Raw genomic sequence first — 4,807 nt, 5'->3', positions numbered from 1 at the left:
TGAATTTCAGGCATAAAAAAACACCCTTAAGGGTGCTTATTTATAAGTTGGTTGCGGGGGCCGGATTTGAACCGACGACCTTCGGGTTATGAGCCCGACGAGCTACCAGGCTGCTCCACCCCGCGTCCGTCTTACTACTTCTTCTTTTTATTACGCGCTTTTGGCCGTTGCCAGCATCGTAATTGGTTGCGGGGGCCGGATTTGAACCGACGACCTTCGGGTTATGAGCCCGACGAGCTACCAGGCTGCTCCACCCCGCGTCCGTGGAAGCGCACTATACTCCGCTCGCTTTTCGATGCAACCCTTTTTTCCAATAAAACTCGATGTTTGGCTCAGGTTGACTAATTATCCGGCCATTTGTTTATTTACCAGGCGTATTTACTGTTACGCGCTGGCTTCACATTTCAATCCCAGGTACGGTTTGCTATCTTCCTTCGCACGCCGTGGCAAATTCCGGAGAGATCATGAAAGGACGTTGGGCACACTACCTTCTTACAGGGGCAATGATTACGCTGCTTGCCGCCTGTTCCTCAAAGCCTACCGACCGTGGGCAGCAGTACAGCGACGGGAAATTTACCCAGCCTTTCTCATTAGTTAATCAGCCGGATGCCACGGGCGCGCCGATTAACGCCGGCGACTTCGCCGAGCAGGTGAATCAGATCCGCAGCGCCTCGCCACGCCTTTATGGTAGCCAGGGCAATGTCTACAGCGCGGTGCAGGAGTGGCTGCGTGCCGGGGGCGATACCCGCAACCTGAACCAGTTCGGGCTGAACGCCTGGCAGATGGAAGGGGCAGACAACTACGGTAACGTACAGTTTACCGGCTACTACACGCCGGTGGTGCAGGCGCGTCATACCCGTCAGGGCGAATTCCAGTACCCGATTTACCGCATGCCGCCGAAGCGTGGTCGCCTGCCGTCCCGCGCCGACATCTATGCCGGAGCGCTGAGCGAAAACTACGTTATCGCCTGGAGCAACTCCCTGATGGATAACTTCATCATGGACGTGCAGGGCAGCGGCTATATCGATTTTGGCGACGGCAGCCCGCTCAACTTCTTTGCCTATGCCGGGAAAAATGGTCATGCCTACCACAGCATCGGCAAAGTGCTGATCGACCGCGGGGAAGTGAAGCGGGAAGATATGTCGATGCAGGCGATCCGCCACTGGGGGGAAACCCACAGTGAGGCAGAAGTACGCGAGCTGCTGGAGCAGAACCCGTCCTTCGTCTTCTTTAAACCGCAGTCCTACGCGCCGGTGAAGGGCGCCAGCGCCGTGCCGCTGATTGGCCGTGCCTCGGTGGCATCTGATCGCTCGATCATTCCGGCGGGCACCACGCTGCTGGCCGAAGTGCCGTTGCTGGACAACAACGGAAAATTTAACGGACAATACGAGCTGCGCCTGATGGTGGCGCTGGATGTTGGGGGCGCTATCAAAGGCCAGCACTTTGATATCTATCAGGGCATCGGCCCGGATGCCGGGCATCGCGCCGGCTGGTATAACCACTATGGCCGCGTGTGGGTGCTGAAAAACGCGCCCGGTACCGGCAACGTCTTTAGCGGCTGATGATCGTGGCGGAGGCCACAGGCCTCCGTCATCCGCGCGTTTACTTTCTTACGAATACACTTTCCGAGGTTTTCATGTCTGTTGTTCTCACCGACGCCTGGCGCCAGCGCTTTGGCGGTACGGCACGTTTATATGGCGAATCTGCGCTGGCCCACTTTGCGGCCGCCCATATCTGCGTGGTCGGTATCGGTGGCGTGGGCTCCTGGGCCGCAGAGGCGCTGGCGCGTACCGGCATTGGTGCCATCACGCTGATTGATATGGATGACGTCTGCGTCACCAATACCAATCGCCAGATCCACGCTCTGCGCGATACTGTCGGCGTGGCGAAAGCGGAAGTGATGGCCGAGCGTATTCGCCAGATTAACCCGGAGTGCCGCGTTACCGTGGTGGACGACTTTGTGACGCCGGATAACGTTGCTGCCATGATGAATCAGGGCTTCAGCTATGTTATCGACGCCATTGACAGCGTCCGTCCGAAAGCGGCGCTGATCGCGTACTGCCGTCGCTACAAGATCCCGCTGGTGACCACCGGTGGGGCTGGCGGGCAAATCGATCCGACGCAGATTCAGGTGGCCGACCTGGCGAAGACCATTCAGGATCCGCTGGCGGCGAAGCTGCGCGAGCGGCTGAAAAGCGATTTCGGCGTGGTGAAAAACAGTAAAGGGAAGCTGGGCGTCGACTGCGTGTTTTCAACCGAAGCGCTGGTCTACCCGCAGGCGGATGGTTCGGTGTGTGCCGCAAAAGGTACGGCGGAAGGGCCGAAACGCATGGACTGCGCCTCGGGCTTTGGTGCGGCGACGATGGTCACGGCAACCTTTGGATTTATCGCCGTTTCCCACGCGCTGAAAAAGCTGCTGGCCAAAGCGGCGCGCGACGCCGCTGCGTAATACGCATCAACCCTGGCGCGCGGCCTGCTGTACCGCCGCCGCCAGCGCGGCCAACCCCTGATTTCGCGAGGCGCTGAGCTGCGCCCGCAGCCCCAGTTCGTCAAACAGCGCCAGCGGGTCCTGCTCCCGTAGCAGCGAGGCAGGCTGGCCCTCTACCGCCGTCAGCAACACCGCCAGTAATCCACGCACGATGCGCCCTTCGCTGTCACCATAGAAGTGCAGCGAGCCGTCCGGCAGCCGATCGTGACCCAGCCAGACGCGGTTTTCGCAGCCGGGGATCTCCGTGGTGCGCTGTTTTACCTCTTCAGGCAGCGCCGGAAGCTGTTTGCCCAACATAATCAGCGCCCGGTATTTGTCTTCCCACTGCGTCAGCGGCGAAAAAGTCTGGCGCAGCGTGTCCGCCGTGACCGTGGTGCCGAACGGGTGTCCGGCGAGCAAAGTACCTGTCATTTAATCCCCCAGTATTTCAAGTGCGCGGTCGATGGCGTTTACCAGCGTATCGACATCCTGCCGGGTATTATAAGGCGCAAAGGAGGCACGCAGCGTGCCACTGACGCCCAGGGCCGCCAGCAGCGGCTGGGCGCAGTGTTGCCCGGCGCGCAGCGCCACGCCGGATTCAGCGAGCAGCGTGACCAGATCGCTGTGGTGAATGCCGTCAAAATCAAACGCCAGCAGGCTGGAATCCTGGCAGCGGAACGAGCGGAAGCCGGGGCGGCTGGAGAGCGAGGCTTCGGCAAGCGTCGCCAGACCGCGGCTGTAGTTTTCCGCCTCGGTCAGGTCGATGTCCTGCAACCACTCCAGCGCCGCGCTCAGGCCGATAACACCTGCCACGTTGGGCGTCCCGGCCTCCAGACGCCAGGGGAGCGGCTGGGTGTCGAAGCCGTCAAAGGAGACGCGAACGATCATCTTGCCGCCGCCGAGCCACGGGGTCATCTCTTCCAGCAGCTCGCGCTTGCCGTACAGCACGCCGATGCCGGTCGGGCCGTACAGCTTATGGCCGGAGAAAGCATAGAAATCGATATCCAGCTGCTGCACGTCCGGCGGGCAATGCACCACGCCCTGCGCGCCGTCTACCATTACCTTTACGCCTGCGGCATGGGCAAGCGTAATGGCGCGCGCCAGGTCAGGGCAACCGCCGGTGACGTTGGACATCTGACCGAGTGCCAGCAGGCGAGTGCGGTCGTTAAGCAGGGCCGGGAGCTGCTCCAGCGCGGGCAGGCGGTCAGGACCGATAGGCAGTTTCACCACGGTTGCGCCGGTCTGCTGCGCCACCATCAGCCAGGGCACCAGATTAGCGTGATGCTCGGCTTCGCTGACGATAATGTTATCGCCCGGCTGAAGACGCGGGCGCAGCCAGCACTGCGCCACCATATTGATGGCCTCGGTGGTGCCGCGCGTCCAGATAACGCTGTCGCTTTCCGGGGCATTTAACAGACGGGCCACGGCGGCACGTCCGGCTTCGTAGCGGGCGGTAAGCTGTTGGGCCTCTGCGAACTGGCTGCGGTGAACGTTCCCGGCGCTGAGGCTGTAGAACTGGCGGCTGGCTTCAATGACCGCCGTCGGTTTCAGGGCGGTGGCGGCGCTGTCGAGATAGACGCCCGCATCGGCCAGCGCAGGGAACTGCGCGCGAAAACGGGCCGGGCTGAATGCTTTCATGATATTCCTCGTGTCATTACCACGATCGTCGCCCATTTTCCTGCATCGCACAAGGCTATTGATAACCATCAGAATTGTCCGTTTCACCTGGCGAAGTTGTAAAAGCAGGTTATGCTGAAAAGTGTCAGGTGAATGTTCTGGCCTCTTAGCAAAAGAGGCATACATAGTATTTGTGTCTACAAGGAGAAGAATTATGAATAAGGCAGCCGCTGTAGTTTCAGCATGTATGATGACCTTTGCACTCGCAGCTTGCTCAGGTCCGAACTATGTAATGCACACCAATGATGGCCGCACCATTGTTTCTGACGGCAAACCGACTACCGACAATGATACCGGCATGATTCAGTACAAAGATGCTAACGGCAACAAGCAGCAGATTAACCGCACCGATGTTAAAGAGATGGTCGCGCTGGAAGACTAATCTGCAGGCAAAAAAAAGCACCGCAATTTTGCGGTGCTACATTAATCACTATGGACAGACAGGGTAAATGTACAGGAAGTGAAAATGGGTAGCGTTGCTACCGTGGTCTGAAACGTCAGACCAATTGCAAACACAACAACACAACATCACAACCGTAAGCCAAAAGCCCTTCAGAACTCTCATCCTAAAAAACTTTTCGTTCCGGCTCAGGAAGTGCCGCCACTATAGGTATTTGCTGGTGCAACCTCAACGGACAATTTATAATGGCTCAGATAAAAAAA

At 58.8% G+C, this 4,807-nt stretch carries 5 protein-coding genes and 2 tRNA genes; 3 read left to right on the top strand and 4 right to left on the bottom strand.

Annotated elements, in window-relative coordinates; genetic code table 11:
• Nucleotides 1–48 precede the first annotated feature (48 nt).
• Together ET34_RS0118795 and ET34_RS0118790 are read right to left on the bottom strand one after the other, a co-directional pair.
• A tRNA-Met gene (locus ET34_RS0118795) sits at nucleotides 49–125 on the bottom strand.
• 58 nt (nucleotides 126–183) lie between these two features.
• Nucleotides 184–260 (bottom strand) — tRNA-Met (locus ET34_RS0118790).
• A gap of 204 nt (nucleotides 261–464) precedes the next feature.
• Here ET34_RS0118790 and mltA point away from each other — a divergent pair.
• A complete protein-coding gene (gene mltA / locus ET34_RS0118785; RefSeq protein ID WP_031524637.1) occupies nucleotides 465–1,562 on the top strand; it encodes a murein transglycosylase A in 1,098 nt (365 codons plus the stop codon).
• A gap of 74 nt (nucleotides 1,563–1,636) precedes the next feature.
• Nucleotides 1,637–2,449: a tRNA cyclic N6-threonylcarbamoyladenosine(37) synthase TcdA gene (gene tcdA, locus ET34_RS0118780; protein WP_031524631.1), complete on the top strand. Its 813-nt coding sequence runs from the start codon at nucleotides 1,637–1,639 to the stop codon at nucleotides 2,447–2,449.
• Between the two features lie 6 nt (nucleotides 2,450–2,455).
• On the opposite strand, the gene csdE is transcribed toward tcdA, so the two are convergent.
• Both csdE and csdA read right to left on the bottom strand, forming a co-directional pair.
• Nucleotides 2,456–2,899: a cysteine desulfurase sulfur acceptor subunit CsdE gene (gene csdE, locus ET34_RS0118775; RefSeq protein WP_031524629.1), complete on the bottom strand. Its 444-nt coding sequence runs from the start codon at nucleotides 2,897–2,899 to the stop codon at nucleotides 2,456–2,458.
• A complete protein-coding gene (csdA, locus tag ET34_RS0118770) occupies nucleotides 2,900–4,105 on the bottom strand; it encodes a cysteine desulfurase CsdA (RefSeq protein ID WP_031524627.1) in 1,206 nt (401 codons plus the stop codon).
• 193 nt (nucleotides 4,106–4,298) lie between these two features.
• On the opposite strand from csdA, the gene ET34_RS0118765 reads away from it, so the two are divergent.
• Nucleotides 4,299–4,526, top strand: a complete 228-nt coding sequence (locus tag ET34_RS0118765) for a YgdI/YgdR family lipoprotein (RefSeq protein WP_031524625.1) — start codon at nucleotides 4,299–4,301, stop codon at nucleotides 4,524–4,526.
• Nucleotides 4,527–4,807: the final 281 nt, after the last annotated feature.

The sequence above is a fragment of the Siccibacter colletis genome (assembly GCF_000696575.1).
GTDB classification, from domain to species: domain Bacteria; phylum Pseudomonadota; class Gammaproteobacteria; order Enterobacterales; family Enterobacteriaceae; genus Siccibacter; species Siccibacter colletis.
The sequence above is the reverse complement of the archived record's forward strand: the minus strand, read 5'-3'. Positions and strand labels throughout refer to the sequence as shown.

Excerpts from the sequence above, each read along its gene's own strand:
- mltA (WP_031524637.1), top strand. The coding sequence starts at position 465 with ATGAAAGGACGTTGGGCACACTACCTTCTTACAGGGGCAATGATTACG.
- tcdA (WP_031524631.1), top strand. The coding sequence starts at position 1,637 with ATGTCTGTTGTTCTCACCGACGCCTGGCGCCAGCGCTTTGGCGGTACG.
- csdE (WP_031524629.1), bottom strand. The coding sequence starts at position 2,899 with ATGACAGGTACTTTGCTCGCCGGACACCCGTTCGGCACCACGGTCACG.
- csdA (WP_031524627.1), bottom strand. The coding sequence starts at position 4,105 with ATGAAAGCATTCAGCCCGGCCCGTTTTCGCGCGCAGTTCCCTGCGCTG.
- ET34_RS0118765 (WP_031524625.1), top strand. The coding sequence starts at position 4,299 with ATGAATAAGGCAGCCGCTGTAGTTTCAGCATGTATGATGACCTTTGCA.